We start from the raw sequence: 26,041 nt of genomic DNA on the forward strand, positions 1-26,041 counted from the left end.
CCTCTCGTCTCGGGTCGGCTGCGGTCGGTGCAGCTGGGGGGACGGCCCTCCGATCGGGGGCCGGGGCGGCTCGTCGATGCGAGCCGGCGCCCGAGTAAGTAAAGTTAGGCTAACCAAACTTTGTCAAGCATGCCCCGGTCGAGAGGACCCCGCGACGTGACGCTCTTCCGCGTGCCCGAACGACGGGATGTCGGGATGCCGCGCCTGCAGCGCCGACGCCGGGCGGCGATCCCGCTGCTCGGCGCGATGCTGCTCGTCGCCGTGGCACTGAGCCTGGCTCTGGGGGGTCGGGAGATCTCCTTCCCGTCCCTGATGGACGCCGTCTTTTCGCCGAGCACCTCCGACCAATCCGCCGTGGTGTGGGGACTCCGTGCGCCGCGCACCGCGGTCGGAATCCTCGCCGGGGCTGGTTTCGCCGTCGCGGGAGCCCTCATCCAGGCCGTCTCGCGCAACCCGCTCGCCGAGCCCGGGATCGTCGGGGTGAGCGCCGGCGCCGGTTTCGCCGTCACGGTCGCCGCCGCGGCGTGGGGCGTCGCCTCGCCCTCCGCCGTGGCGGGCGTGGCCTTCGCGGGAGCACTGGTCACCACGGCCGTCGTCCTGGCGATCGGGCGCACCGGCCGCCCGGGAGGCTCGGCGCGCATGCTGCTGGCCGGGGTCGCGATCGCGGCGATCCTCGGCGGCCTGTCGACGGGCATCGCCCTACGCGACACCTCGGCTTTCACCGCCGTGCGCAACTGGGCGCTCGGCTCGATCGTGGCGACGGGCTACGACCAGGCGCAGGTCATGGGCCTCGTCATCGCGGCCGGGGTGGTGCTGGCGTTCGTGTGCGCCCCGGGGCTCAACGCTCTCGCCCTCGGCGACGAACTCGCCACCTCGCTCGGCACCCGCGCGGCATGGGTCCGCGGCGCCGGCGTCGTCGCGATCGCCCTGACCGCCGGTGGGGCGACGGCTCTCACCGGCGGGATCGTCTTCCTGGGCCTCATGGTGCCGCACGCGATGCGCTGGATCGTCGGCCCCGACCAGCGGTGGATCCTGGCGACATCGCTGCTGGCCGGACCCGCGCTCGTGCTCGTCGCCGACGTCATCGGGCGTCTCGTCGCCGCACCCGGGGAGATCCCCGTGGGCGTGGTCGTCGCGGTCGTCGGGGCGCCGGTGCTCATCGCGATGGTCCGCCGCCGGGAGGTGAGCGGACTGTGAACGCGATCGCCACGCCGCCCCCCATCATGACGCTCCGCCGCCGGGAGGTGAGCGGACTGTGAACGCGGTCGCCGCGCCGTCCCCCATCATGACGCTCCGCCGTCGGGAGGTGAGCGGACTGTGACGCTCGCTCCCCCGCCGTCCTCACGCGAGGGCGAGCCGACCGCCGCCCCCGCCGCACGGCATCCCGCCATCCGGCCCCGCGGCGCACGGCGCCGTGTCGTGGTGGTCACGACCGCGCTGTTCCTCGCCGCCGTCGTGCTCGCGGTCCTGTCCCTGACGCTCGGGAAGTACCCCATCGCTCCCGACCGCCTCCTCGCGGTGGCCCTGGGTGCCGGCAGCGATTTCGAACGACTCGTGCTCGTCGAGTGGCGTCTTCCGACGGCGATCGCCGCGGTCGTGTTCGGCGCCGCCCTGGGACTCGCGGGCGCGATCGTCCAGCGCCTCACCCGCAACCCCCTCGGCTCCCCCGACCTCGTCGGCATCGACGTGGGCGCGTTCACGGGCGTGGCGATCGCGATGATCCTGCTCGGCGCCAAGGGCTTCTGGTCGGTCGCCGCCGCGGCATCCCTCGGCGGTCTGCTCACGGCCGCGCTCGTGACGGTGCTCGCGTATCGGGGCGGGCTGTCGACGTTCCGCCTCATCGTCGTCGGCATCGCGGTGGCCGCGGCGCTCGGGTCCATCAACGCCTACCTCCTTACCCGCGCCGACGTGGGCGACGCGATGTCGGTCGGTCTCTGGGGCGCAGGCTCGCTCGACCGGGTGTCGTGGCAGAGCCTCGGGCCGAGCGCGGCCATCCTCGCGCTCGTCGCCGTCGCGGCGCTGCTCACCACCCGGTCGCTGCGCAGCCTCGATCTCGGCGACGACGTCGCCACCGCTCACGGCGTCGCGGTCGTGCGTTTGCGTCTGACGCTGGTCGCTCTCGCCGTCGTCTTGACCGCGGTCGTGACCGCCAACACCGGTCCGCTCGCGTTCGTCGCACTCGCGGCTCCCCACGTCGCCCGGCGCCTCGCTCCCGGCACGGGGCTCATCCCGGCGATCGGCGCCGGGGCGTTCCTCCTCGCCTCCGCGCAGCTCGTCGCGCTCGTGCTGCGTCTCGCGGGTATCGCTGCTCCCGTGGGTCTGGTCACCCTCTCGCTCGGCGGCGCGTACCTGCTGACGCTGCTCGTGGGTGTGCGGCGGCGGTGAGCGGCGGGACGACGGGTCGAGACGCCGCCCTGTGCGTGCGCGCGTGCACCGACGCTCTCGGCGCACGGCCGGAGCTGCTCGACGACCGCGGCCACGACCCGTGGACGGGCGCAGCCCGCGGCGTTTCGTCGGGCGGTCACGCCGTGGTTGACCGACCTCCCGCGGAGACGGCGGCCCGCGGAGTCGGCCGCCGCGTATCGTTCAGCGCCGCCCGCGCCCCAGCTCCCACAGAGCCACCGCGCTCGCCGCGGCGACGTTGAGAGAGTCCACTCCCCCGGCCATCGGGATCGTCACCACGGTGTCGGCCGCGTCCAGCGCGCGACGCGACAGCCCGTCGCCCTCGGCCCCCATCAGCAGGGCGACGCGCTCGTGCCCCGCCGCCGAGAAGTCGTCGAGGGTGACCGCATCGTCCGACAGCGCGAGGGCCGCGAGATGCAGCCCCGCATCGTGCAGCAGGGGGGCGGCCTCCGACCATTCGGGCAGTCGCGTCCACGGCACCTGGAACACCGTGCCCATGCTCACGCGCACACTCCGGCGGTACAGCGGGTCGGCGCAGCGGGGCGTGACGAGCACGGCATCCGCACCGAGGGCCGCCGCCGAACGGAAAGCCGCCCCGATATTCGTATGGTCGACGATGTCCTCGAGCACGACGACGAGCCGCGCGTCTCTCACGACCTCTTCGACGGATGCCAGCGCCGGACGATGCATGGACGCCAAGAGCCCCCGATGCACGGTGTACCCCGTCACCTGCTCGGCGATCTCGGCCGCGACGACGTAGATCTCGGCATCCTCTCCGACGAGGGCGAGGGCGTCGGCGAGGAACTTGTCCTGCACGAGCACGGAGCGCGGACGGTGCCCCGCGCGGAGGGCGCGGTCGAGCACCTTCAAGGACTCGGCGATGTAGAGCCCGCCCGCGGGCTCGGTCACCCGGCGCAGCGACACATCGGTGAGGTCGCGGTAGTCGGCGAGGCGCGGGTCGTCGGCGGAGTCGAGAGGGATGACGGGCATCGTCCCATCGTGCCAGCCGAGCCGCGCTCCGGCCGCGCGCGCCCCCGCCGAGTGTCCACGACACACCGCGACCCCGCGGGCCGTGGCGGCGTGTCGTGGGCACTCGACCGGCGAGCAGGGCTCGCCGCGGGATGGACGCGACCGCGCCCGCCTCACGCGACGTGCAGCACACTCCCGCCCGCGACCACGAGCATCCGCTCGGGCACGCGCACCAGAGCGTCGAGGGGGTTCTCGGCCTCGACGAGCACGATGTCGGCGCGCGCGCCCTCGACGAGGTCGTGCACCTCGCGCCCCACGGCCCAGGCGCCCGCGCTGGTCGCCAGCCGCATCACGCGCAGCAGGTCTTCGTCACGTGCGAGGCCCGCCGCGCGGGCGTACTGCCACGCGATACCCAGGGTGTCACCGGTGCCGTAGGGGCTCCACAGATCCCGGATGCCGTCGGTGCCGAACGCGAAGCGCACGCCGGCCGCGTCGAGCTCGGCGAGGGGCAGCTGCGGCACGCGGAGCGGGGCGACCGTGGTCATCGTGACCCCGACCTCGGCCATGGCCGCGAGCAGGTCGCGGCGACGCGCCGGGTCGAGCTGCGCGACGGCGAAGCCGTGGGCGACGTTCACGCGGCCCGCGAGCCCGAGACGCGCGGCGCGGTCCACGAGCAGCTCGATCTGGAACGCGCCGAGCTCGGCGGGGTCATGCAGGTGGATGTCGATTCCCGCGCCCGTGTCGGCGGCGAGCTCGGCGATCGCGTCGATCTGCCCCACCGGGTCGCGGTCGATGGTGGCGGGGTCCAGCCCGCCGATCCACTCGACGCTTGGGCGGGTCGCTGCCTCGCGGAGAAGGTCGAGGACACCGGGGCGACGGAGGACTCCGTCCTGCGGGAAGGCGACGATGCGCACGTCGAGCGCCCCCTGATAGGCGGCGGCGGCTTCGTCGACCGCGTCGATGCCGCGCAGGCCGAGCTCGGCGTCGACGTCGACGTGGGTGCGGATCGCGGTGGTGCCGTGGCGGACGAGCTCGCGCAGCACGTACGCGGAGCGCTCGAGAGAGGGGATGCCGAGGCGATCGCGCTCGGCGCGTTCGTGCCGGATGCGCCCCTCGGTGCTCCCCTCACCGCCGTAGGACTGCCAGGGCAGTCCCCACCACGACTTGTCGAGGTGGGCGTGGGCGTTCACGAGGCCCGGCAGCGCCAGCAGACCCCGTCCATCGAACTCGCGCACCCCGATCGGGGCGGTCCCGGCGGGGGTGATCGCGGTGATGACCCCGTCGGCCATCGCGATGTCGACGGGATCGCCGCCCCAGGGCCGCACACGGCGGAGGCAGGTGATCTCGAGCATGGCGGGTGGGGGGAGAGCGCTCATCCCTCCAGTATCGACGCCACAGGCCCGCGGCCACCGGGGGTGTGCCCGCTGCACCGCGTCCGGTACGCGCGGACCGGACGCGGTGCCCCGCCGTAGACTCGACGACACGGAGGTGTGCATGACCGACACGACGGAGGAGACCGAGTTCTCGGCATCCATCGATCGCGCCGTCGACGTGCTCGCTGGCCGCAAGATCGCCGTGCTGACGGGCGCGGGCGTGTCGACCGACTCGGGGATCCCCGACTACCGGGGCAAGGGTGCACCCACGCGCACGCCCATGACGGCGCAGCAGTTCCTCTCGAGCGCCGACGCCCGTCGCCGCTACTGGGTGGGCAGCCACCTGGGCTGGAAGGTGTTCGCGGCCGCGCAGCCGAACGACGGCCATCGCGCCCTCGCCGATCTCGAGTCCGCGGGAGTCGCCAACGGCGTCGTCACCCAGAACGTCGACGGTCTGCACGTGCGCGCGGGCAGCGGCCGGGTGGTCGAGCTGCACGGCACGATGCGCCGGGTCGGCTGCCTCCAGTGCGGGCAGGTGTTCGACCGCAGCGATCTGGCCGAGCGCGTCGAAGCCGACAACCCCTGGATCACGCTGCCCGAGAACGTCGAGCTCGGCCCCGACGGCGACGTGACCCCGGCTTCGGCCGACGGGTTCGTCGTCCCGGTGTGCTCGGTGTGCGAGGGCACGCTCAAGCCCGACGTCGTGTTCTTCGGCGAATACATCCCGGTCGAGAAGTTCCGCGAGGCCGAGCAGCTCGTCCACGCGAGCGAGGCTCTGGTCATCGCCGGTTCGTCGCTCGTGGTCAACTCCGGCATCCGACTGGTCGAGCGGGCGCGGCGCAGGCGCCTCCCGGTGGTCATCGTCAACCGCGGCGAGACCCGCGCCGACCAGCGCGCGGCGGTCAAGATCGACGGCGGCACGACGCACGTGCTGCGCGCTCTCGCCGACCGACTGCCGGCCCTGCTCTGAGACCCGGCTCCTCTCGCGCGGCGAACTGCCAGGCGAACGGCGACGCTGTGATCGCGCGACGACTCCGCGGCCGCATGCGCCCGCGGGGAGGGGCGGCCCGCGCCATCCGGTGCCGCGCCCACCGCCGTCACCGCTCCCGCGTGAAGCCCACCACTCCGCCGTCGAGGAACGCCCGGTGCGCCCCGCGCACGGTCATGCCGGTGAGACGCTCGATCGCGGAGGTCGCCCCGGGGCGCAGCTCGTCGTGGCGTCGCACGAAGACCTCGTGGGCGCGGGGCGCGTTCCACCCCGCGGGCAGCAGGTCGGCCGGCAAGTCGGGATCGGTGAAGGGGAAGCGGCGGTAGTCGTCGGTGAGGCGCACGCGGGCCACCAGGGCATCGTCGTCGGTCCCGCCGTCGGCCGGGCTGTCGTGCCGCGCCACGAACGTGCCGTACAGCGCGTCGAGCGCGTCGAGGTCCCACCCGCGCGCGGCGATCGATCGGTCGTGGTCGAGGTCGCCGCTGCGGCTGAGGAACACGTCGGAGCTCACGCCGTTGGTCTCCATCAGGTCGCGCGCTGCGGCCATGCGGTCGCCGGGTGCGACCCAGATCGCGGGCTGCAGCTGCCCGAAGCCCAGCCAGGTGAGCTGTTTGCGCACCTCGTCGCGGGCCGAGCGGTCGCCCGCGCGCGTCGCGATGAGCGTCCACTGGCCGCCCCACTCGCCCGACACGTGACGGAAGATGCGTTCGCGTCCCTCGTCGAGCAGCTGCCAGGCCTTGGGCGAGAGCACGTAGGTGGTCAAACGACCGTCACGGCGGGTCTCGAACCATCCCTCGGCCCGCAGGCGCGACATCACCACGCGGGTGGTGGCCGGTTCGACCTCGAAGAGCTGGAGCACGTCGCTGAGTCCGCGCAGCGGAGCCTCCCCGTCGCCGCAGTAGCGGAAGTAGTCTCCGAAGAGCGTGAAGACGAGAGAGCGGGGGCGCATGCGAGAACGTTACCCGACCATCATGTAACGCAGCTATGGCGCAGAACGCGTTTATGTTGCATACTCGTTGCGTCGTGACGGTTCGACATTCTCAGCGAGGAGGCTGACATGCGTATCGCAATCATCGGAGGCGGCCCGGGCGGGCTGCTCTTCGCCGCCCTGGCCGCGCGGAACATCCCCGGGGCTCACGTCGACCTGTTCGAGCGCAATCGCGCCGACGAGGCCTTCGGCTTCGGCGTCGTCTTCTCGAACGCGACGCAGAGCGGGGTGGATGCCGCCGACTCGGCGCTGCGCGAGACCCTCGACGCGTCGGGGGTGCGGTGGGACGCCATCCGCGTCACCGCGAAGGGCGAGACCATGACCTTCGCCGGCAACGGCATGGGCGCCGTGCTGCGCAAGGATCTGCTCGCCGCCCTCCAGCAGCGGGCCGTCGCCGCCGGGGCGCATCTGCACTTCTCCGCCCCGCGATGCATCGACGAACTCGGCGACTACGACGTGATCGTGGCCGCCGACGGAGCGAACTCGCAGACGCGCGCCGCGATCGGCGACGACACCCTGGGGGTGACGTACGAGACGGCCGCGGCGAAGTTCATCTGGTTCGCCACCGACGCCCCCTTCGAGGGCCTCACGTTCCTGCACACCCACGCCGAGGGTCTTCCCGACGACGTCGCCGGCGTCTTCGCGGCGCACGCCTATCCGATCGGCGGCGGCCTGTCGACCTTCATCGTCGAGACCGACGAAGACACCTGGCGCGCCGCCGGTCTCGACGCCTTCGCCCCCACCACTCCCCCGGGCCCGAGCGACGAGCACAGCCAGCACCGGCTCGAGCAGATCTTCGCCCCCCTCATCGGCGGCGCGCGCCTGATCGGCAACAACTCCCGGTGGGGCAACTTCCGCACCATCCGCGCGCGCAGCTGGCACCGCGGCAACGTCGCGCTGCTCGGTGACGCCGTGCACACCGCGCACTTCTCGGTGGGCAGCGGCACGAAGATGTCGCTCGAAGACGCCATCGCCCTCGCCGACGCTCTCGCGGCGCACCCCGACGACGTCGAGGCCGCGTTCCTCGCGTACGAGGGCGTGCGACAGCCGCAGGTCGCCCGCATTCAGGGCGCGGCGCGGCCGAGCCTGTCCTGGTGGGAGAACTTCGGGACGTACTTCCACGCGTTCGAGCCCTGGCAGTTCGGTTTCCACTTCTTCTCGCGCGCCCTTCCCGCGGCCAAGATCGCGCGCCGCGACCCGGATGCCGTGGACCGTGCCCTGCGACAGTGGCAGAACAGGCACGGCGCCCCGCCCCTCGAGTCGGCGGTGACGGGGCTCCTCGACAGACGTGTGCTCGACCGCGACCAGCTGCCCCCGGTCGTCACGGTCGCTGCGGGCGACGGGATCCGTCCCGACGACGCGGTGCGCGAGGCCCTCGCCGGTCACGCCGACGCGTCGGCGGTGCTCGTCACGGGCGGCAGCGCGCTCGATCGCCAGCTCACCGCCGAGGCCGCCCGCCTGCGACACGGCGTGGCGGCGATCATCGACGAGCCCGAATGCGACGAGGATCGCGCCATGACCCTTGTGCTCTCGGGCCGCGCGGATGCGGTGCTGCGATGAAGACGCGCGAGGGGACGACGCCCTGGCCCTCCGACGTCGCCGCGCGGTACCGCGCCGAGGGGCTGTGGCAGGGCCGCACGCTCGGTGACGCGTTCGCCGAAGCCGCGCACGTGCACGCCGACCGGGTCGCTCTCGTCGACGACGAGGTCTCCCTGACCTACACCGAGCTGCACGACAGGGTCGAGGCGTGCGCGGCGCGCCTGATCGAGCTGGGCCTCGCCCCCGACGATCGCGTCGTCGTGCAGCTGCCGAACCACTGGACGTTCGTCGTTCTGACGGTCGCGTGCCTGCGGGCCGGGATCGTGCCGGTCATGGCGCTGCCCGCCCACCGTGAGCACGAGTTGCGGCACCTGGTCTCGGCATCCGAGGCCGTCGCGCTCGTCACTCCCGACGCCCTGCGCGACTTCGATCACCTGGCGCTCGCCCGCGCTCTACGGGCGTCGAGCCCGACCGTGCGGCACCTGATCGTGCTGAGCGACGGTGACGACGCTCCCGACGCCGTCAGCCTCAGGGCCCTGTGCGCACCGTCCGACGACTCGATCCGCGGTCGGGCGCTTCCGAGACCGGATGCCGCCGACGTCGCCGTGTTCCTGCTCTCGGGCGGCACGACGGGCCTTCCCAAGCTCATCGCCCGCACGCACGACGACTACCTCTGCAACATCGTCCTGACCTCGCCGCCCTCGGCGGTCGATCGCGACACGGTATACCTCGCGACGCTGCCCATGGGACACAACTTCCCGCTCGCGTGCCCCGGCATCCTGGGCACCCTGCTCGCCGGCGGCGCTGTCGTGCCGTTGGTTTCTCCGCGGCCCGAGCGCGCGTTCGCGGCCATCGAGCGGCACGGGGTCACCCACACCGCCGCGGTGCCCGCGGTGGTCGCCTCGTGGCTCGATCACGCCGGCGCCGTGGGGTTCGACGCGCTCGGGAGCCTCCGCGTGCTGCAGGTGGGCGGAGCGCGCCTCGCCGACGAACTGGCCGAGCGCGTCGTGAAGGGGCTGCCGGGCACGCTGCAGCAGGTGTTCGGCATGGCCGAGGGGCTCATCAACGTCACGCGGCTCGACGATCCGGTCGAGGTCGTCGTCGGTACGCAGGGGCGTCCCGTGTCGCCCCTCGACGAGCTCCGCGTGGTCGACGAGACGAGTGGGCTCGACGTCGCCCCGGGCGCACCCGGCGTGCTGCTCACCCGAGGCCCCTACACGCCGCGCGGGTACTTCGACGCTCCGGAGACGAACGCGCGCTCCTTCACCCCCGACGGCTTCTACATCACCGGCGACATCGTGCGCCGACGTCCCGACGGAAATCTCGTCGTCGAGGGACGCAGTAAAGACATGATCAACCGCGGCGGCGAGAACATCTCGGCCGAAGAGGTCGAGAATCTCGCCTACGCCCTGGCGGGGGTGCGCCTCGCCGCGGCGGTGGCCATGCCGCACGACACCCTGGGTGAGACGGTGTGCCTGTTCGCCGTGCTGTCCGACGGGCACGACCTCGATCTCGGCGCGGTGAGGGCGCACTTCGATGCCTGTGGCGTCGCGGCATTCAAACGCCCCGACCACCTCGTGACGGTGAACGAACTGCCGTTGACGAAGGTCGGCAAGATCGACAAGAAGGCCCTGCGCGAACGTCTCGTCGCCGAGCGGTCCGCCGAGCTCACCGCATCCTGAACCGGAAGGAGCGTTCGATGTTCATCGACGCCGCGGGGCTCTCCCCCGCCGACACGTACCGTCTGCTCGTCGGATCGGTCGTGCCCCGCCCGATCGCGTGGGTGACGAGCGGGCGGGAGCCCGTGAACCTCGCCCCGTTCAGTTCGTTCACCTGGGTGAGCCAGCATCCCGCGATGCTGGGCTTCACCGTCAACAAGCGTGCGAACGGCCGCAAAGACACCGTGCGCAACATCGAGGAGCAGGGCGAGTTCGTGGTGAACATCGCCGACGAGGCGATGCTCGAAGCGCTGCACGCGAGTTCGGAATGGATGCCGCCGGAGGTCGGCGAGGCCGACCGCCTGGGTCTCGCCCTCGCAGAGTCGCGCGTCATCGGCATCCCGGGCCTGGCCGACGCCCCCGTGCGCATGGAGTGCCGATACCACTCCACGACCGCGTTCAGCCCGACGGGCGGCGAGTTCGTCGTCGGCACGGTGGTCGCCTGGTCGATCCGCGACGACGTCGTGCGGCTCGGCTCGACCGGTGCGGCCAGCATCGACACCGAACTGCTGCGGCCGATCGGCCGTCTCGCCGGCCCGCGCTACACCCCGCTCGGCGAGGTGGTCGAGCTGCCGCCGGTTCCGGGCGGGTGATTGCTCCACGCGTAAGACCCCATGGGGTCTGCACGGGGGCCGTGCGAGACGTCGACTCACCCCGGCTTGGGAGCGGAGCGCATCGGCGTCGGACGACCTGAGGTGTCCGAGATCGAGAACGGCGATCTCGAGAACACGAAGGTCCGCACGATCCGGGGATACCCGAGGCCGACGGCGGCAGCGTCGTCATCGAGTGCGTCACGGGCGACGCCCGGGCGCATGGTTCGGCGTGGGCCCCGCGCGTGCCGTCCCGCAGTTCCGCTCGGGTGACATCCGCATGCCAGTCGCGTCGCCCGACGCGGAGCACCTCCGCGCGCGGTCGCGACGGAGCGCCCTCAGAACCAGCGTGCGATCGCCGGCAGCTCCCCACCGCCCACGACCCGCAGTCGCCGCGCACCGCGGCCGGCGAGCCAACGCGCGAGATCGGCCGCGGCGCCCTCGACCACGGGGCCGCCCTCGCCGTACTCCCCCGGTGCGGCGTCTCGGTCGGTGGCCCGCAGCACCACCGCGCCGGGCTCGGTGCGGCGCGTCCAGGCGCGCAGCACGTCGGCGATGATGCCGTCGACCATCTCGGGCGGGAAGTCGAGGAACGAGCCGCCATTGTCGAGGTCGACCGTGTGCACCCACACTTCCTTGGCCCGCATCCACGCCGTCTCGCGCGCGGGCACCGTGCGTCCCTGCGCGGTGACGACCTCGGCATCCCACTGCGCATCGGTGAGATCACGCCACTCGACGTCGAGGTGCACGGCGGCGTGGTCGACGAGGTGGCGCAGCGCCCGGGTCGGCAGGGTCGCGCCGAGCACGATCTCGTCCCACCGCTGCGTGTCGGAGGCGTACATGCGGTTCTCCACGCCCGTCCGCGCCCATTCGACGAGTCGGGCGACGGCGCGGGCGTTGTAGCCGACATGCGCCACGAGGTGACGACGCGTCCATCCGGGCAGCAGGCTCGGCGCGTCGAGGTCGGCGTCGTCGAGCTGCATGAGCCGCCGGGCGAAGTACGCGGTGCCCCGGCGCGCGAGATCGAGGTGCGCGTGCGGGGCGGCGTCGGCGTCGTAGCGCGCGCCCGCCCCCTGGCGCTCGCGCAGGGCGAGCTGCTCGGGGCTCAGCGGGGCGCCGCTCACGGCTCTTCCGGGACGAATCGGTTGGTCAACGTCCCGATCCCGTCGATCGTGACCTCGACCACGCTTCCGGATGCCAGATACTCGCGGGGTTCGCGGGCGTGCCCGACGCCGCCGGGGGTTCCGGTGAGGATGACGTCACCGGGGCGCAGGGTCGTGATGGTCGAGACGTAGCGCACGAGGTCGACGGGGCCGTGGACGAGGTCGTGGATGTCGCCGACCTGCTTCTGCACGCCGTCGACGGTCGTGGTCATCCGGGCGTCGGAGGGGATCTCCTCGGGGGTGGCGAGCACCGGCCCGAGCGGCGTCGAGCGCTCCCAGGTCTTGCCCTGCAGCCACTCGCGGGTGCGGAATTGCCAATCGCGCATCGAGACGTCGTTCGCGATGGTGTAGCCGGCGATCGCGTCTTCGGCCTCCTCGTCCGACGCACGGCGCACGGTGGCGCCGATGACGACCGCGAGCTCGCCCTCCCAGTCGACCTCGGGGCTCTCCGGCGGCAAGGCGATCTCTTCACCGGCCGCGGCGAGGGTGTCGGCGAACTTCGCGAACAGCACCGGATACTCGGGCAGCTCGCGCTTCATCTCCAGGATGTGGGCGCGGTAGTTCAGGCCGACGCACACGATCTTGCTCGGTGCCACGATCACGGGCGCATAGCGCACGGCATCCAGCGCGATCACCGCCCCCTCCAGCGACGCCACCGCCGAAGGAGTCCCGGCGCGCAGCACGGCTCCGACGTCGGCGAACCCCTCCAGCACGACAGCGCGATCGCCCTCGACACGGGCGGCGGCGGTGTCACCGTTCCACAGGATGGTGCAGAGCTTCATGGGCGGTTCCCCTCGACGACTCCGGCATACGGAGCGATCACACCGAGGGCCGGGAGAGTTGTGCGGAGCGTCATCGAAGCCTCCCCTCGTCGCGGGCCGTTCGCCCGGTGTGAATCGGAGGGATTTCTGCGGGGGGTCATCGGTCGGTCTCCTCTTCGAACTCGCGGTACAGCCCCAGCCCCTCGAAGATCGGGGTGTCGCTGAAATGGAACAGGTCCAGGCGCGTTTCGGCCTGCACGCGGAAGCGGCACCAGCTGGGCACGACGAAGATGTCGCCGTGCTCGACGGTGTGCTCGGTGTCGCCGAGCAGGACCCGGCCGGCGCCGTCGAACACCTGGTAGACGTTTGAGCCGACCTCCTGTCGCACCGGCGTCGAGGCCCCCTCGCGCAGGCGGTGAAACTGCGCGCGGATGGTGGGCATGACGTCTCCCCCGGTGGTGGGGTTCGCGAAGCGCACGGCGGCGTGACCGGGACCGACGGTGGCCGGCATCCCCTCGCTCTCGAGCAGCAGCTGGTCGGTCAGGGCGGCGTCGGTGTGCTCCCAGCGGTAGGCGCCGATCGGGCTCGATACGGTGCGACGCAGGCCGGCCAGCGGCAAGAGGCCCGGATGCGCCCACAGGCGTTCCGAGCGGGAGTAGTTGGGGGTCGCCTCGTCGGTGACCCGCTCGGAACCGAACTCGAAGAACCCCGAGTCCATCTGGTAGGCGAAGGGGATGTCGAGGCCGTCGATCCACGTCATCGACTCGTCGGTCTCGTTGTGGTGCCCGTGGAAATGCCAGCCCGGGGTGAGCAGGAAGTCGCCGCGGCTCATCCGCACCGGATCGCCGTTGACGACGGTCCAGACGCCCTCGCCGGAGGTCACGAAGCGGAAGGCGTTCTGCGAATGCCGGTGCTCGGGCGCCGTTTCGCGGGGGCCGAGTTGCTGGATCGCCGCCCACAGCGTCGGCGAGATGTAGGCGCGTCCGCCCATTCCGGGGTTGGCCAGACCGATCGCACGGCGCTCTCCGCCGCGCCCGACGGGCACGAGGTCGCCGGCGCGCTCGGCCAGGGGCTGCAGGGCGCTCCACCGCCAGACCCACGGCAGGGCCTTGGGCTGCGGGGTCTGCGGCATGAGGTCGTCGAGCTGCGTCCACAGGGGAATGAGGTGCTGCTCGTCGAATCCTCGGTACAGAGCGCGCAGTTCGGGGGTGTCCTCGGGCTGCATCGCGTTCTCGACCGGGGTGATGGTCTCGCTCATCGGTCCTCCTCGACGTCGGCGTGGTTCCAGGTTGCATTACTTTGCTTCGTTGCGCAACGCACTTTTGTCACACGTTTCGACGAGGCGAGACATTTCCCTTGCGCAAGACGCGAATTTGTTACACCATGTCGCCACGGGATGCCGCGGCACGGTGCCACGGTCCCGGTGAGAGCATCGACGCCGATCTGCAAGGAGGCAGAGCATGTCCGAACTCGAGCACCACTCGACCACTTCGTCCGATGGCACTCCCATCTCGTACTTCCGACGTGGCCGGGGACCCGCGCTCGTCGTGACGCACGGGAGCATCGCGACGAAGGAGCAGTGGATCCCCGTCAGCGAAGCGCTCGCCGAGCACGTCACGCTCTACGTGTACGACCGACGCGGCCGCGGCGGCACCGGGGATGCCGACGACTATTCCCTCGCCCACGAGGTCGCCGACATCGCCGCGATGAGGGAGGTCGCCGGCCACGGAGCCCACCTCCTGGGTCACTCGTTCGGCGCCCTCGCCACCCTCGCCTACGCGCGCGAGCACGGCCTCGGCGGCGGCACCCTCCTCGCCTACGAGCCTCCGCTCGCCGTGCAGGGGCCCGTCGCGGGCGACCGCCTCGCCGGATACCGAGAACTCGTGGATGCCGGTGACCTCGACGCCGCCCTCGAGTACGCGCTGGTGAACTTCGTGCGCGTGCCCGCCGAGGCGATCCCGTTCATCCGCGAGACACCGCTGTGGGGCGCCAGCGTGCCCCTGACCCCCACGTGGGTGCGCGAGCTCGCCGAGATCGACGCCCTCGGCAGCGACCTCGCGCCCTACGCGGAGATCGACGACCCCACCCACCTCATCGCGGGCACGGCGACCACGTCATTTCTGTATCAGTCCGCTCACGATCTGGCGAACATCATCCCCGGCGCGGGCATCACCGACATCCAGGGCGCCGACCACTTCGCGCATCTCGCCGATCCGCGAGGCTTCACCCGCGTCGTGGTCGACGCGCTCGATACCGCCGCGGTCGTTCGGTAACCCCCGCCCCCGGACCGGCCCCCGGCGCGCGCCCCGACCGCGCCGGGGGCCCCACGAGTCTGGACGGTTCCGCCGTCCGACGGAGCGCTCGGGCGCCCGGAGCCTCCGCACGCGGTGCGAGGGAGCGGGCGGCGGGGTACAGGCGGCGGGATGCGCACCCCACCCCCGGGTTAGGCTCGAACGGTGACCATCCTGACTCTGGTGCGACATGGCGAGACCGCGTGGAACTACGAGGGGCGGATCCAGGGCTCGACCGACATCCCCCTGAACGACACCGGTCGTCTGCAGGCGCGGGGCATCGCCGACACGCTCGCCGCCGAGTACGCGGGGCGCGACGTCATCGTCGTGTCGAGCGACCTGGGTCGTGCTGCCGAGACCGCCGACATCATCGCCGCGGCCCTGGGCACCACCGTGTCGCGCCGTTTGCCCGGATTGCAGGAGCGCTCGTACGGCGACGCCGAGGGGATGGACGCCCCGACCTTCTACCGGACCTACGGCCCGTGGCACGCGGCCGACGTCCCCGGCGCCGAGACCTGGCCGGTGGTGCGCGAGCGCGCCCTCGCCGCGATCGCCGAGGCCGTGGCATCCGCTCCCGCGGGCGTCGACGTGATCGCCGTCGCCCACGGCGCACTCATCCGCGAGGTCATCATGTTCGCCACCGACGGGGAGTTTCCCCGCGAGGGCGAGCGCCTGCCGAACTGCTCGGCGACGACGTTCCGCCTCGAAGGCGACCGCTGGGAGATGCTGGCGTACGCCGGCGTCGCGAGCTGAGATCCCCGTCTCCGCACAGACCCGGCGTCACGTGAGAACCTGAGGGATCTCCTCACTCCCCCGCGCGCGCCACCACCGACCGCGCGTGCCGCAGGATCGGCTCGTCGATCATGCGTCCCTCGTAACGGAACACGCCCCGCTCCCCCTGTGCCGCGTCGAGGACGCCCCGCGCCCACGAGATGAGATCGGCGCTCGGGGCGTATGCCTCGCGGATCGTCGCGACCTGCCCCGGGTGGATGCACGCCGTGGCGGCGAACCCGGAGGCAGCGGCATCCTGAGCCTCCTCGGTGAGCCCCTCCAGGTCGGCGATGTCGACGTGCACGGCGTCGATGGCCCGCTTGTCGAACGCCCCCGCGGCCAGCAGCACGCGCGCCCGCGCGACGCGTGCGACGTCGCGGTAGCCCCCGTCGTCACGACGGCTCGAGGTACCGCCGAGGCTGGCGACGAGGTCTTCCGCACCCCACATCAGCGCCACGACCTGTGGGAGCGCCGCGAGCTGCTCGGCGTTGACGATCCCTCGCGCGGTCTCGCACAGAGCGATCACCTCGAACCCGCCCGTGGGATCGAGGGATGCCGGCGTCTCGGCCTTCGCGACCATCACGCGCCGCACGCGCGTGAGCGCCAGCGCCTCGAGGTCGAGCGCGAAGTCCGGTGTCTCCGGTGCGTTCACCCGCACGATCACGCGCTCGGGGTCGGGATCGGCGGCGATCATCGCCTCGCGCGCCGATGCCTTCGCCTCTGCGGACACGGCATCCTCGAGGTCGAGGATCGCGGCATCCGCCCGCTCGAGGGCCTTCGGCAGCCGTTCGGGGCGATCGGCCGGAACGAACAACAACGCGGGTCCGAGGGCGAACGCGCGTGTTGCCGAGCGGGCGTCGGGGTGAATCCCGCTCATGCCCGCCCCTCGCTCGCCCAGACCAGCACCGTGCGGGTGGCGGTGGCCACGACCTCGTCGTTCTGCGAGCGCCCGGTGTGCGCCATGACGACCACGCCCTGCCCCTGGCGGGAGGCGGAGGGCCGCACCGACACGATCTCGGTCTCGGCGGCCAGGGTGTCGCCGACGAACAGCGGCGCGGGAAAGCTCACGTCGGTCAGCCCCAGCTGCGCCACGAGTGTTCCCTGCGTCAGCTGCCCGACGGAGAGGCCGACGAGGGTCGACAGCGTCCACATCGAGTTGACCAGGGGACGACCGAAAGGCTGGGTCGCCGCATAGGCGGAATCGAGATGCAGGGCCTGCGCGTTCATCGTCAGGGTCGTGAACAGGACGTTGTCGGCATCGGTCACGGTGCGCCCGGGGCGGTGCGCGTACCTCTCGCCGACGATGAACTCCTCCAAATACAGGCCGCGCTGCTCGATCATGCGGCAACGGTACCCGCGAGCCCCAGCGCGCGCGAGATCACCATGAGCTGCACCTCGGTGGTGCCCTCTCCGATCTCGAGGATCTTCGAGTCGCGGTAGTGCCGCGCCACGGGGTACTCGTTGATGAATCCGTTGCCGCCGAACACCTGTGTCGCATCCCGCGCGTTCGCCATCGCGGCGTCGCTCGCGGTCATCTTCGCCACGGCCGCATCGACCGTGAAGGGCTTGCCGGCGTCGCACAGCCGCGCGGCGTGCACCCACGCCAGGCGCGCGGTGTGGACGCGGGCATGCATGCGCGCGAGCAGGAACTGCATGCTCTGGCGCGTCGACAGCCGCTCGCCGAAGACGGTGCGGCTGCGGGCGTAGTCGACGGCGGCCTCGAGGCACCCCTCCGCGGCACCCGTGGCGAGCGCCGCGATCGCGACGCGGCCCTCGTCGAGCGTGCGCAGGAAGTTCTTGAACCCGTGCCCGCGCTCGCCGAGCAGGTTGGCCTCGGGCACGCGCACGCCGTCGAAGGTCAGCGGGTGGGTGTCGGAGGCGTTCCAGCCGACCTTGTCGTACGCGGGGCCGACGGTGAAGCCGGGCGTGCCGTTGGGCACGATGATCGTCGAGATCTCGGAGCGCTCGCCCGTGCGGCCGGTGACGGCGGTGACGGTGACGAACCGGGTGATGTCGGTGCCGGAGTTGGTGATGAACTGCTTCGACCCTTCGATCACCCACTCGCCGCCCTCGAGCGTCGCGGTGGTGCGGGTGGCCCCGGCGTCGCTGCCCGCCTCGGCCTCGGTGAGTCCGAATCCGGCGAGGGCACGACCCGCGACGAGGTCGGGCAGGTACCGGGCCTTCTGATCCTCGGTGCCGTAGCGGTAGATGGGCATGGCGCCCAGCCCCACGCCCGCCTCGAGGGTGATCGCCATCGACTGATCGACGCGCGCGATACCCTCGATCGCGACGCAGAGGCTCGCGTAGTCGCCGCCCTGTCCGCCGACCTCCTCGGGGAAGGGCAGCCCGAACAGCCCGAGCTCGCCCATCTGCTCGACCAGGTCGAGGGGCAGCTCGTGCGCACGGTCGGCTTCGTACGAGCGCGGCGCGATGACCTCGTCGGCGAACTCGCGCACCATCGCGCTCAGTTCGCGCTCGTCGTCGGTGAAGGCCTGCTGGCCGTCGATGCTCACGGGAGGGTCTCCTTGTGGGAAGGGATGGTGGCGGATGCCTGGACGGGCGCGGATGCCGGGACGGGCGCGGATGCCGGGGTGGGGGCGGATCCCGGGGTGCCGGCGGATCCCGGGGTGCCGGCGGATCCCGGGGTGCCGGCGGATCCCGGGGTGCCGGCGTGATCGCGGGGCCCGGGGACGCCCGGGGGCACCGCGTCGGCGCGCACATCCTCCGCGATCCGCACATCCTCAGCCCCACCCGCCGCCCCCGCAACGGAGGTTGCGCGAATCGCTGAGGTTCTGCTCGCGACGCCGGCGCGATCGTGGGGGCCGGGGACACCCGGGCGCACCACGTCGGCGCGCACATCCTCCGCGATCCGCACATCCTCAGCCCCACCCGCCGCCCCCGCGACGGAGGTTGCGCGAATCGCTGAGGTTCTGCTCGCGACGCCGACGCGATCATGGGGGTCGGGGACGCCCGGGCGCATCACGTCGGCGCGCATGTCCTCCGCGACGCCGACGCGATCGCGGGGCCCAGGGACACCCGGGGGCACCGCGTCGGCGCGCACATCCTCCGCGATCCGCACATCCTCAGCCCCACCCGCCGCCCCCGTAACGGAGGTTGCGCGAATCGCTGAAGTCCTGCGCGCGACGCCGGCGGATGCCGAGGCTCCGGCGTGACCGTCGGGCTCGGAGACCGCGGGGGTCACCGTCGCGACGACCGCGTCGCGGGCGACCTGCGCGCCCGTCGCCGTGTGCAGCCGCACGATGCCGGCGTGTGGTGCGGTGACCGTGTGCTCCATCTTCATGGCCTCGATCGTGACGAGCCGGGCACCGGCCTCGACGGCGTCCGCATCGGCGACGTGCACCGCGACGACGGTGCCCGGAAGGGGGGCGACGAGGTCGGGCGCCACGACCCCGGGGCCGCGGCCCGCGGCGGTTCGGCGACGCTCGGCGGCGGCCCGGCGCGAAACGAGACGCAGGCGGTGCGCGACGCCGTCGGCGTGCACCCAGTACTCGACCGGACCGCCCGTCACACGGGCATCGACCTCGGCCGGGCTGACCAGGTGCACACGGCCGCCGTCGTCCTCGAGCGCCACCGTCCGGGCGGGCGTCGCTCCCCCGGCACGCCAGGCTCCGACGCGATGCCACACCGAGCCGTCGCCCGGGGTCTCGGCATCCGCCCTCGCCCGCGCGGCCACCGCGGCCAACGCGGTCGGCGACGGTTCCGGGGCCGCGGGGGTCCCCGCCGGTCCAGCAGCCCGGTGTCGAGATCCCCCGCGCGCACGGCGGCGTCGGCCAGCAGCGCCCGCAGGTCGGCGATGTTCGTGTCGACGCCGAGCACGACCGTCTCGGCCAGCGCCGCGTCGAGGCGGGCGATCGCGCTCTCGCGATCGGGGCCGTGCGCGATGATCTTGGCGATCATCGGGTCGTACAGCGAGCTGACGACGCTTCCGGTCTCGACGGCGCTGTCGACGCGAGCGGATCCCGGATGCCACAGACTCACGGTCCCGGTCGAGGGCAGGTAGCCGCGCGAGGGCGTCTCGGCGTACACGCGCGCCTCGATCGCGTGGCCCTCGAGGCGGATCTCGGGCAGATCCAGCGCGAAGCCCGCCGCGACCCGCAGTTGCTGCTCGACGAGGTCGATGCCGGTGATCATCTCGGTCACGGGGTGCTCGACCTGCAGGCGCGTGTTCATCTCGATGAAGAACGGCTCGTCGAGTCGGTCGCCCGCGACCAGGAATTCCACGGTGCCGGCGCCGAGGTAGCCGACGCTCCGCGCCGCGGCGACGGCCGCCTCCCCCAGACGCGCGCGTGTCACGGGGTCGACCACGGGCGAGGGCGCCTCCTCGATCACCTTCTGGTGCCGCCGCTGCAGAGTGCACTCGCGCTCGCCGAGAGAGAGGGTGGTGCCGTGCGCGTCGGCGAGCACCTGCACCTCGATGTGGCGCGGGCGCTCCAGCAGGCGCTCGAGCAGCAGGGTGTCGTCGCCGAAGGCCGCGGCGGCGACCCGGCGGGCGGTCGCGAGGGCGTCGGCCAGGTCGGCGGGGCCGGTAGCCACGGTCATACCCTTGCCGCCCCCGCCGGCGGACGGCTTCACGAGCAGGGGGTATCCGGCGTGGTCGGCCTCGGCGGCGATCTCGTCGTCGCTCAACCCCATCGCGGAGAAGCCCGGCACGGTCGGCACGTCGTGCTCCGCGACGTGCTCCTTCGCGCGGATCTTGTCGCCCATCACCTCGAGCGCCTCAACTCCCGGGCCGACGAACACGATCCCGGCCGCGGCGCACGCGCGCGCGAAACCGGCGTTCTCGCTGAGAAAGCCGTAGCCCGGGTGCACGGCCCCCGCGCCCGAGGCCACCGCGGCGGCCACCACCGCGTCGACGTCGAGATACGACGGCACGCGCACGGCGCGGTCGGCCTCACGGGCGTGGGGGGCGTCGGCATCCGCATCGGTGAAGACCGCGACCGAGCGGATGCCGAGACGCCGCAGCGTCCGGAACACCCGGCGCGCGATCTCGCCGCGGTTGGCGACGAGAACGGACGCGAACATCCGGGGCGCGTCGGCACCGGAGCGCGGGATCGACGTCACGACCGACGCCGGCGGGCTGGAGATCTCGGTCATCTCGCTCACATCCGGAAGAGCCCGAAGGCTCGGTCTGCCAGCGGCACCCGGCTGACGACATCGAGAGCGAGCCCGAGCATCGTGCGGGTGTCGGCGGGGTCGATCACGCCGTCGTCCCAGAGCCGGGCGGTGGCGTAGTAGGGGCTGCCCTGCTCTTCGTAGCGTTCGCGGATGGGCCGCTGGAACGCCTGGTCGTCGGCATCCGTCCACTCCTGACCGCGCGCGGCGCGCTGCTCGCGCGTGACGGTCGAGAGGACGGAGGCCGCCTGCGCCCCGCCCATGACCGAGATGCGGCTCGACGGCCAGGTCCAGAGGAATCTCGGGTCGTACGCGCGCCCGCACATCGCGTAGTTGCCGGCGCCGTACGAGCCGCCCACGAGCACCGTGAGCTTGGGGACGCGGGTGGAGGCGACGGCGGTGACCATCTTGGCGCCGTCTTTCGCGATGCCGCCGGCCTCGGCATCGCGCCCCACCATGAACCCGGTGATGTTCTGGAGGAAGAGCAGGGGGATGCCGCGCTGATCGGCGAGCTCGATGAAGTGCGCGGCCTTGAGGGCGGACTCGCTGAAGAGCACGCCGTCGTTGGCGATGACGGCGACGGGGTGTCCGTGCAGGCGGGCGAAGGTCGTGATGACGCTCTCGCCGTAGAGCGCCTTGAACTCGTGCAGGGAATCGGCGTCGACGAGGGTGTCGATGATCGCGCGCATGTCGACGGGCTGCGAGACGTCGGCGGGGACGATGTCGTAGAGCTCCTCGGGGGCGCGTGCCGGGGGCGCTTGTTCGACCACGTCCCATACCGGGGCGGGCGTCGGCGGCAGCGTGGCGACGATGTCCCGCACGATCTCGAGCGCGTGCTCGTCGTCGTCGGCGAGGTGGTCGACCACCCCCGAGCGGCGGGCGTGCAGATCACCGCCGCCGAGCTGTTCGGCGGTGACATCTTCGCCGATCGCGGCCTTGACCAGGGGCGGTCCGCCCAGGAACACCGTGCCCTGGCCGCGCACGATGACGCTCTCGTCGCTCATCGCGGGGACGTAGGCGCCGCCCGCTGTGCACGAGCCCATGACGGCGGCGATCTGCGGGATGCCGAGGGCCGACAGCTGCGCCTGATTGCGGAAGATGCGCCCGAAGTGATCGCGGTCGGGGAACACCTCGTCCTGCATCGGCAGGAAGGCCCCGCCGGAGTCGACGAGGTAGACGCAGGGCAGGCGGTTCTCGCGCGCGATCTCCTGCGCGCGCAGGTGCTTCTTCACCGTGAGCGGGAAGTAGGCTCCGCCCTTCACGGTCGCGTCGTTCGCGAGCACCATGACGTGGCGCCCGTGCACGAGCCCGATCCCCGCGACGACGCCGGCTCCGGGCGCCTCGCCGTCGTAGAGGCCGTGGGCCGCGAGCGGGGCGACCTCGAGAAAGGGGCTGCCCTCGTCGAGGAGCCGGTCGATACGCTCGCGCGCGAGGAGTTTGCCGCGGCCCGTGTGCCGTTCGCGCGCGGTGTCCGAGCCGCCGCGGGCTGCGCGGGCCAGGATCGCGCGGAGCTCTTCGACGAGGCCGCGTTGGGTCGGCGCGGGTGCGGCGGTGTCGATGACCGGTGCTGTGCTCATGGCGGCTCCGTCTCGGTGCCGCATCGTCGACGGCACCGTCGTTCCCGTCGGGGTCGTTCCCGCGGGGTGGGGTTTCAGTTAATGTTGGCTAACTGAAATGCCAGGCTAACCCGAGCGGATGCCGATGACAAGAGCGAACGAGGGCCCCCCGGCGATCGCCGGTACGCCACGAGCCGACGCGGCGACTCCCCCGCCCCCGCGGGCACGGCGCGCGACCGCGCCAAGGCCGATCGCCGCGCGGCCCTGCTCGCCGCCGCGGCCCGCCTCTTCGCCGAACGCGGCTTCGACGGCGTCACCCTCGGCGACATCGGCGAAGCGGCGGGGGTGAGCGGCCCCGCCGTGTACCGGCACGTCTCCAGCAAGCAGGCGCTGCTCGGCGCGATCCTGGTCGACGTCAGCGAGCGGTTGCTGCGGGGCGGACGTGGGGTCGGACACGATCCCCAGACACCCGACGACCGTCTCGCGCGATGCAGCCCCGACACACCCGCCCCGGCGTTCGAGAACCCCGGTCCCGAGACCGACCCCCGCACGACGAAAGGCCCGGGCGGCGTCCTCGAAGCCCTGGTCGACTTCCACGTCACGTTCGCGCTCGCCGAGGCCGACGTGATCCGCGTGCAGGATCGCGACCTCGACCGCCTATCCCCCGACGACCGTCGCGCCGTCCGCGACCTACAGAACGCGTACGTCGCCGTCTGGACGGCGGCTCTCGCCGCGCGGAATCCGGATGCCGAGTCCCCGGCCGAGCGCCGCGTGCGCGCCCTCGCGTGCTTCGGCCTGATCAACTCGACGCCGCACAGTGTGCGGGGCGTGCCCGCGTCACGCGTCCGCCCCACCCTGACCCGCATGGCTCTGGCGGCGCTGACGGCGTGAGCTGCGGCATCCGCCCGCCCCTTCACCGCCGCGAGTGTCCAAGAAACCCGGACGCCCCCGACATCGCGCCCGGGTGTTCTGGACACTCAACGGGAACACGCACCCACACCCCCGGGCGAGTGTCCACGAAACCCCGCGCACCGGGCGGAGATTGCGGCATGCCCTGGACACTCGATCAGGCGTCACCCCGGCTCCCACTGCCCGCGAGCACGAACCGGGGCCCGCGCCACCGGCTCAGCGCAGCAGCATCGCCCGCCCAGGCTCGCGAAGCACTCCGGCGACGTCGGTGAGGAAGCGCGCGGCCTCGGCCCCGTCGACCAGCCGGTGGTCGAACGAGAGGCTGAGGGTGAGCACATCGCGCAGCGCGATCTCGCCGTGGTGCTCCCAGGGGGTGCGCCGCAGGGCGCCGACGGCGAGGATTGCGGCCTCGCCCGGGTTGAGGATCGGGGTTCCGGCATCCACTCCGAACACACCCACGTTGGTGATCGAGAAGGTTCCGCCGGTCATCGCGGCGGGGGCGGTGCGCCCGGCGCGGGCGGTGGCAGCGAGTTCGGCGATCGTGTCGGCCAGGTCGACGAGGTCGAGACGGTCCGCGTCGGCGATCACCGGAACCACCAGTCCCCGGTCGGTCGCGGCGGCGATCCCCAGGTTCACGTAGTGGTGCTCGACGATCTCTCCGGCCGCCCCGTCCCACTTCGCATTCAGTGCGGGAGTCCGCCCGAGAGCGAGGCACACCGCCTTCGCCACGATCGCGAGCAGCCCGATTCTGTGCCCGTCCAGTGCACGGTCGGTTTTGAGGGATGCCAGCAGCTCGGTCGTCGCGGTCGCATCCAGCGTGAGGAAGGTCGTCGCGTGCGGGGCGGTGAACGCGCTCTGCACCATCGCCGCCGCCGTGTGTTTGCGCACCCCGCGGATCGGCGTGCGCGTGACCCGGTCTCCCGGCGAGGGGGGAACGCTCGCGTGAGGCACCGCGGCATCCGGCGGCGACACCGCGGCACGGGCGAGGTACTCCTCGACGTGCGCTCGTGTGACCATCTCGCCCGGATGCGCAGCCGCGACGAGCACCAGGTCGACCCCGTGGTCCTTCGCGAACTTGCGCACCGGAGGCGTGGACCGCGGACGCTCGACCGGGAGGTCGATCGGACCCGTCCGCACGATGTCGTGCGGGGCCGCCTCGCGCACGGCGTGGTCGGTGTCGAGCGTGACGGTTCCGGCCCCGCGGGCGCGGCGGCGCGGGCGGGTGCCCGAGCTCGGCGCGGCGCCGTAGCCGACGAGGTTGGGCGTCGCCCGTTCTCCCTCTCCCGCACTCGGAGCCGTCGTGCGGATGTCGGCGGCGACACGCCGTTCGGCAGGGTCCGAAAGCGGCGTGTCGCCGCCCGACTCCGCAGGACGGTCGGCCGATCCACCCGCGGACCGCGACGAACCCGTCGTCTGACCCTCGGTCCGTGCCGCGACACCCTGCCCCGCGGTAGCCTGCCCCGCAGGCACCTGTCCCGCGACGGCCTGCCCCGCGGGCGCCTGCCCCGCGGGCATCTGCCCCGCGACAGCCTGGCCCGCGACCGCCTGCCCCGCGGGCGCCGAGGTGCCGGCATCCGCCCCCTCGACGGCGAACGACACGAGGGGCGAACCGACCTCGACCGTGTCTCCGGCCGCGGCGTGCAGACCCTGCACGGTGCCCGCGTAGGGCGAGGGGATCTCGACGATGGCCTTGGCCGTCTCGACCTCGGCGATGGTCTGGTTGAGGGCGACGGTGTCGCCCTCCGACACGTGCCACTGCACGATCTCGGCTTCGGGAAGACCCTCGCCGAGATCGGGGAGGCGGAACTCCGCGATCATCGAACTCCCCCTCCGCTCGTCTCGACGGCGCTCTCGTGCGACCCGCGCTCCCGCACCCGGTCGACCGCGTGCAGGATCCGATCCAGATCCGGCACGTGGTGCTTCTCGAGCTTCGAGGGCGGATACGGGATGTCGTGCCCGGTCACACGCTGCGGCGGCGCCTCGAGGTAGTGGAAGCACTGCTCGGTGATGCTCGCGACGAGCTCGGCCCCCACCCCCGCCTCGCGGGCCGCCTCATGGGTGACCACGACCCGACCGGTTTTGCGGACGGATGCCGCGACCGTGTTCATGTCGATCGGCGAGAGCGAGCGCAGGTCGATGACCTCGAGCGAGATCCCCTCGTCCTCCGCGGCGAGCGCGGCGTCGAGAGCCGTGCGCACCTGGGCGCCGTAGGTGACGATCGTCGCGTCGGTGCCCTCGCGGGCGACGCGGGCGAGGTGCATCGGCGGAGCGTCGGCGAGGTCGACATCCAGATCGACCTCGCCCTTGGAGTGATACAGACGCTTGGGCTCGAAGAAGATGACCGGGTCGTCAGAGGCGATCGCCTGCCGCAGCATGACGTACGCGTCCTGCGGGTTCGACGCCGCGACCACGCGCAGCCCGGCGGTGTGCACGAAGTACGCCTCGGGCGACTCGGAGTGATGCTCGGCTGCTCCCACTCCCCCGGCCCACGGGATGCGGATCACCAGCGGCATCCGGATCCGCCCGTTGCTGCGGTAGTGGAGCTTGGCGACCTGGCAGACGATCTGATCGAACGCCGGGTAGACGAAGCCGTCGAACTGGATCTCGACGACGGGGCGGTAGCCGCGCAGGGCGAGGCCGACCGCGGTCCCGACGATCCCGGCTTCGGCGAGCGGGGTGTCGACCACGCGGTGCGCGCCGAAACGCTGCTGCAGGCCGTCGGTCACGCGGAAGACGCCGCCGAGCTTGCCGATGTCCTCGCCCATGAGCAGGACTTTCTCATCGCCGTCCAGAGCGCGGGACAGGCCCGCGTTTATCGCGGAACCGAGGGTGAGGGAAGTCATCGCGACGCCTCCGTGCTTCCTGTCGCCGTACCGGTCGTGGTGGACA

22 protein-coding genes and 1 pseudogene are annotated in these 26,041 nt (G+C 72.4%); 9 read left to right on the forward strand and 14 right to left on the reverse strand.

All coding sequences use genetic code 11. The features are described 5' to 3' along the window. Positions 1-195: 195 nt before the first annotated feature. On the forward strand, positions 196-1,197 hold the full coding sequence (locus tag OVA17_RS15895; RefSeq protein WP_210076688.1) for a FecCD family ABC transporter permease: 1,002 nt from the start codon (positions 196-198) through the stop codon (positions 1,195-1,197). A gap of 120 nt (positions 1,198-1,317) precedes the next feature. Beyond that, a complete protein-coding gene (locus OVA17_RS15900; RefSeq protein WP_267787417.1) occupies positions 1,318-2,385 on the forward strand; it encodes a FecCD family ABC transporter permease in 1,068 nt (355 codons plus the stop codon). Between the two features lie 201 nt (positions 2,386-2,586). On the opposite strand, the gene OVA17_RS15905 is transcribed toward OVA17_RS15900, so the two are convergent. Both OVA17_RS15905 and OVA17_RS15910 read right to left on the reverse strand, forming a co-directional pair. Continuing rightward, a complete protein-coding gene (locus OVA17_RS15905; RefSeq protein WP_267787418.1) occupies positions 2,587-3,393 on the reverse strand; it encodes a TrmH family RNA methyltransferase in 807 nt (268 codons plus the stop codon). A gap of 152 nt (positions 3,394-3,545) precedes the next feature. After that, on the reverse strand, positions 3,546-4,748 hold the full coding sequence (locus OVA17_RS15910) for an amidohydrolase family protein (protein WP_267787419.1): 1,203 nt from the start codon (positions 4,746-4,748) through the stop codon (positions 3,546-3,548). A gap of 118 nt (positions 4,749-4,866) precedes the next feature. On the opposite strand from OVA17_RS15910, the gene OVA17_RS15915 reads away from it, so the two are divergent. Continuing rightward, positions 4,867-5,715, forward strand: coding sequence for a Sir2 family NAD-dependent protein deacetylase (locus OVA17_RS15915; RefSeq protein WP_267787420.1), 849 nt, complete (start codon positions 4,867-4,869; stop codon positions 5,713-5,715). 127 nt (positions 5,716-5,842) lie between these two features. Here the strand turns inward: OVA17_RS15915 and OVA17_RS15920 are convergent, their stop codons facing one another. Beyond that, complete coding sequence (locus OVA17_RS15920; protein WP_267787421.1) at positions 5,843-6,682, reverse strand: PaaX family transcriptional regulator C-terminal domain-containing protein; 840 nt, start codon at positions 6,680-6,682, stop codon at positions 5,843-5,845. A 108-nt stretch (positions 6,683-6,790) separates the two neighbouring features. On the opposite strand from OVA17_RS15920, the gene OVA17_RS15925 reads away from it, so the two are divergent. Genes OVA17_RS15925 through OVA17_RS15935 form a run of 3 tightly spaced genes read left to right on the forward strand, consistent with a single transcriptional unit; the run spans position 6,791 to position 10,571 of the window. Then, positions 6,791-8,281 carry an FAD-dependent monooxygenase gene (locus tag OVA17_RS15925; protein ID WP_267787422.1) on the forward strand — a complete coding sequence of 497 codons (1,491 nt, stop codon included), beginning with the start codon at positions 6,791-6,793 and terminating at the stop codon, positions 8,279-8,281. After that, positions 8,278-9,942, forward strand: coding sequence for a (2,3-dihydroxybenzoyl)adenylate synthase (locus OVA17_RS15930; RefSeq protein WP_267787423.1), 1,665 nt, complete (start codon positions 8,278-8,280; stop codon positions 9,940-9,942). The genes OVA17_RS15925 and OVA17_RS15930 overlap by 4 nt, the downstream gene beginning before the upstream one ends. A gap of 17 nt (positions 9,943-9,959) precedes the next feature. Then, a complete protein-coding gene (locus OVA17_RS15935) occupies positions 9,960-10,571 on the forward strand; it encodes a flavin reductase family protein (RefSeq protein WP_210076552.1) in 612 nt (203 codons plus the stop codon). Positions 10,572-10,906: 335 nt separating this feature from the next. Here OVA17_RS15935 and OVA17_RS15940 read toward each other — a convergent pair whose 3' ends face one another. From OVA17_RS15940 to OVA17_RS15950, 3 genes are all read right to left on the reverse strand, one after another. Beyond that, positions 10,907-11,692 (reverse strand): maleylpyruvate isomerase family mycothiol-dependent enzyme, encoded by a 786-nt coding sequence (locus OVA17_RS15940; protein ID WP_267787424.1) that lies wholly within the window; start codon positions 11,690-11,692, stop codon positions 10,907-10,909. Then, positions 11,689-12,513, reverse strand: a complete 825-nt coding sequence (locus OVA17_RS15945) for a fumarylacetoacetate hydrolase family protein (protein WP_267787425.1) — start codon at positions 12,511-12,513, stop codon at positions 11,689-11,691. Before OVA17_RS15945 ends, OVA17_RS15940 begins: the two co-directional genes overlap by 4 nt. A gap of 136 nt (positions 12,514-12,649) precedes the next feature. Continuing rightward, positions 12,650-13,750 (reverse strand): cupin domain-containing protein, encoded by a 1,101-nt coding sequence (locus OVA17_RS15950; protein WP_267787426.1) that lies wholly within the window; start codon positions 13,748-13,750, stop codon positions 12,650-12,652. Positions 13,751-13,952: 202 nt separating this feature from the next. On the opposite strand from OVA17_RS15950, the gene OVA17_RS15955 reads away from it, so the two are divergent. Continuing rightward, complete coding sequence (locus OVA17_RS15955) at positions 13,953-14,765, forward strand: alpha/beta fold hydrolase (protein ID WP_267787427.1); 813 nt, start codon at positions 13,953-13,955, stop codon at positions 14,763-14,765. Between the two features lie 183 nt (positions 14,766-14,948). Beyond that, positions 14,949-15,536 (forward strand): histidine phosphatase family protein, encoded by a 588-nt coding sequence (locus OVA17_RS15960; protein ID WP_267787428.1) that lies wholly within the window; start codon positions 14,949-14,951, stop codon positions 15,534-15,536. A 52-nt stretch (positions 15,537-15,588) separates the two neighbouring features. Here OVA17_RS15960 and OVA17_RS15965 read toward each other — a convergent pair whose 3' ends face one another. The 6 genes and pseudogenes from OVA17_RS15965 to OVA17_RS15990 form a co-directional block, all read right to left on the reverse strand. Further along, positions 15,589-16,431 carry an HpcH/HpaI aldolase/citrate lyase family protein gene (locus tag OVA17_RS15965; RefSeq protein ID WP_267787429.1) on the reverse strand — a complete coding sequence of 281 codons (843 nt, stop codon included), beginning with the start codon at positions 16,429-16,431 and terminating at the stop codon, positions 15,589-15,591. Then, positions 16,428-16,895: a MaoC family dehydratase gene (locus tag OVA17_RS15970; protein WP_267787430.1), complete on the reverse strand. Its 468-nt coding sequence runs from the start codon at positions 16,893-16,895 to the stop codon at positions 16,428-16,430. Before OVA17_RS15970 ends, OVA17_RS15965 begins: the two co-directional genes overlap by 4 nt. Beyond that, the gene (locus OVA17_RS15975; protein WP_267787431.1) at positions 16,892-18,067 is read right to left on the reverse strand and encodes an acyl-CoA dehydrogenase family protein; all 1,176 of its coding nucleotides are present in this window, start codon (positions 18,065-18,067) and stop codon (positions 16,892-16,894) included. The genes OVA17_RS15970 and OVA17_RS15975 overlap by 4 nt, the downstream gene beginning before the upstream one ends. 740 nt (positions 18,068-18,807) lie before the next feature. Continuing rightward, a pseudogene (locus OVA17_RS15980) lies at positions 18,808-20,597 on the reverse strand (acetyl/propionyl/methylcrotonyl-CoA carboxylase subunit alpha); the annotation flags it as partial. Between the two features lie 77 nt (positions 20,598-20,674). Further along, entirely contained in the window at positions 20,675-22,264 is a 1,590-nt protein-coding gene (locus tag OVA17_RS15985) for a carboxyl transferase domain-containing protein (RefSeq protein WP_267787432.1), read from the reverse strand. A gap of 105 nt (positions 22,265-22,369) precedes the next feature. Further along, complete coding sequence (locus tag OVA17_RS15990) at positions 22,370-22,615, reverse strand: hypothetical protein (protein WP_267787433.1); 246 nt, start codon at positions 22,613-22,615, stop codon at positions 22,370-22,372. Here OVA17_RS15990 and OVA17_RS15995 point away from each other — a divergent pair. Further along, a complete protein-coding gene (locus tag OVA17_RS15995) occupies positions 22,508-23,134 on the forward strand; it encodes a TetR/AcrR family transcriptional regulator (protein WP_267789418.1) in 627 nt (208 codons plus the stop codon). The two genes, OVA17_RS15990 and OVA17_RS15995, sit on opposite strands and share 108 nt — an antisense overlap. 234 nt (positions 23,135-23,368) lie before the next feature. Here OVA17_RS15995 and OVA17_RS16000 read toward each other — a convergent pair whose 3' ends face one another. After that, positions 23,369-24,970, reverse strand: a complete 1,602-nt coding sequence (locus tag OVA17_RS16000; protein ID WP_267787434.1) for a dihydrolipoamide acetyltransferase family protein — start codon at positions 24,968-24,970, stop codon at positions 23,369-23,371. Next, positions 24,967-25,995, reverse strand: coding sequence for an alpha-ketoacid dehydrogenase subunit beta (locus tag OVA17_RS16005; protein WP_267787435.1), 1,029 nt, complete (start codon positions 25,993-25,995; stop codon positions 24,967-24,969). The genes OVA17_RS16000 and OVA17_RS16005 overlap by 4 nt, the downstream gene beginning before the upstream one ends. Between the last annotated feature and the right edge of the window lie 46 nt (positions 25,996-26,041).

The organism is Microbacterium sp. SL75 (genome assembly GCF_026625865.1).
GTDB lineage: Bacteria > Actinomycetota > Actinomycetes > Actinomycetales > Microbacteriaceae > Microbacterium.